This window comes from Agathobaculum sp. LCP25S3_E8, assembly GCF_052117165.1.
Taxonomy (GTDB): domain Bacteria; phylum Bacillota; class Clostridia; order Oscillospirales; family Butyricicoccaceae; genus Agathobaculum.
Genome location: NZ_JBQKJR010000126.1, coordinates 1 through 2009, shown reverse-complemented (window position 1 = coordinate 2009; position 2009 = coordinate 1). Strand labels below are relative to the sequence as shown.

The 2009-nt window shown below is 49.4% G+C and carries 3 protein-coding genes; all 3 read left to right on the top strand.

The genetic code is table 11. From position 1 onward, the window contains the following. Positions 1-297: 297 nt before the first annotated feature. On the top strand, positions 298-699 hold the full coding sequence (locus ACTQ34_RS17810) for a hypothetical protein (RefSeq protein ID WP_441364939.1): 402 nt from the start codon (positions 298-300) through the stop codon (positions 697-699). Next, the gene (locus ACTQ34_RS17805) at positions 700-1269 is read left to right on the top strand and encodes a Uma2 family endonuclease (RefSeq protein WP_441364938.1); all 570 of its coding nucleotides are present in this window, start codon (positions 700-702) and stop codon (positions 1267-1269) included. Positions 1270-1810: 541 nt separating this feature from the next. After that, positions 1811-2009: hypothetical protein (locus tag ACTQ34_RS17800; RefSeq protein ID WP_441364937.1), on the top strand; the 199-nt coding region annotated here is incomplete at its 3' end.

Below are 2009 nucleotides of genomic sequence, written 5' to 3'. Positions count from 1 at the left end.
TTATCGAAGCAAACCGCGTGCGGCAAGTAGTGGGCTGCTTGCAACCAGTCAGCGGGATTTGCGCCAGCCGCCCGCTTGCGTGTCTATTGCTCTCGCTCACAGGTACGCGGTACGGCTCTTGGTCGGGTGGTCTTGCCCTCGGCTCTGTTCCCTTGCTGTGATTATATTATAATATACGTCCGGAAGTATTTCAACTGGCGAAATAAACAATATTCCGGAAGTATATCTGTTATAATTTATACTTCCGGAAGTTGCGTATTTATGATATAATATGGCATGATAGAGGAGGTGTATTCTTTGGAACAGAGCAGCGGAAAAGCATCGACGCGCGCCAAAAACAAGTACCGAGACAAAACCTATGATCGCGTGGAAATAACGCTACCCAAAGGCCGCAAGGCCGATCTTCAGCTCCACGCAGAGCAGCGAGGGGAAAGCTTGAACGGTTTTATAGGTCGTGCCATTGAAGAACAGGTCAAGCGGGATACAGGGATAACCTCGGCGGGTTCGGATTCCCCAATGATTCCCATTTTACCTGAAACACTGGAATCAGCCACGCAAGCTGCGAGTGCCACCGGGGAGAATGTTCCTGCCTTTATTGCGCGTGCAGTTCAAACGCAAGCCAAGCGGGATCAGACTTCGATTGATTTCGGTATCAATCCATCAACAGGCGAAACAATAAACAGACGGGAGGGAAAGTAAATGCCGTTGCCGCAGGAAAAGCATTACACTTACGCGGACTATCTGACGTGGGATGAACGAGAACACGTTGAGCTGATCGAGGGTGCGCCGGTCATGATGTCGCCGCCGTCCCGCGTTCATCAGGAGATCAGCGGGGAATTATTCCGGCAGATTGCAAATTACCTTGAGGGCAAGAAATGCCGCGTATACGCTGCCCCGTTTTCTGTCCGGTTATTTGAGAAGCCGGGCGATGCTGCATCAAGTGTGGATACGGTTGTCGAGCCTGATATATCCGTGGTGTGTGACCGGGATAAACTCGACGATAAGGGTTGCAAGGGTGCGCCTGATCTGGTGATAGAGATCTTGTCTCCCTCCAGCATCCGAAATGACCGGCTGACAAAGTTCAATCTTTACCAGCGTGCAGGCGTGCGGGAATACTGGATCGTCAACCCTGCCGAGAAGAGCATACAGGTCTTTGTGCTGGACGGTGGCCATTATGCAGCTGCCGCGCTGGGCAGCGGGACGGACGTGCTCAAGGTAAACGTGCTGGACGGCTGTTATATTGACCTTGGACGTGTGTTTGAGGAATAGGCCTGATATGGTGTTGCTTGGCTCGGCGCTATCTGGATAGCAGTTTGCTATTGAGTGTTTGACGGTATTCTGGATAACGTTTTGTTATTGAGTTTTTCATGGAGTTGTGGGGTGGTGAAATGCCACCCCTTTGCCAACTGCTTGCCGATCCATGGCAGTGATTGAAAGAAGAACCATGAGAGTATCCGCGGTATAATAAGCCATGGTTTTATCTGGCCGGTGCCAACGTGGGCGATTGTGCAAGGTACTGTGAGCGAGCTGGCCGCGAGTGGATGCTACGACCCGCAAAATCCCTCAGATTTTGGGCTTGAAAAAGTATGGTTTCTGCTTCTTCGGTTTGGTGTTTATTTGGTGTTTATGCAGGCAAGAACAGTGAGTTGCAAGTGGTCATAAAAGTCTATAATACGGTTGTTAACGCACTGTATATTGCACTATAATGATGCAAAAATGCGCAATTGACAATAATATAAGGGGACTGGGGGTCAAGAGGCCGCAGGTTCAAGTCCTGTCACTCGGACCATGCGGAGTGTCCTTATAGGATTTGAGTATCCTACAAAAGACACTCCGCATTTTTTATTCTCAAAATTTGCGTGTCACCTGTTTCATCGAACAGCAGATTTTTCAGCCGTTCTGGAGTGATACAATAAAACCGCACACCCAAGGTGGTATAATGAAGAACAGAAAGGGTGTTGAAGATGGGACAGAAATACAGTGCAGAATACAAGGCAGACGTGCTGAAA

What these genes read in the sequence shown, in the direction of transcription:
- ACTQ34_RS17805 (WP_441364938.1), top strand. Translation starts at nt 700, where the DNA reads ATGCCGTTGCCGCAGGAAAAGCATTACACTTACGCGGACTATCTGACG.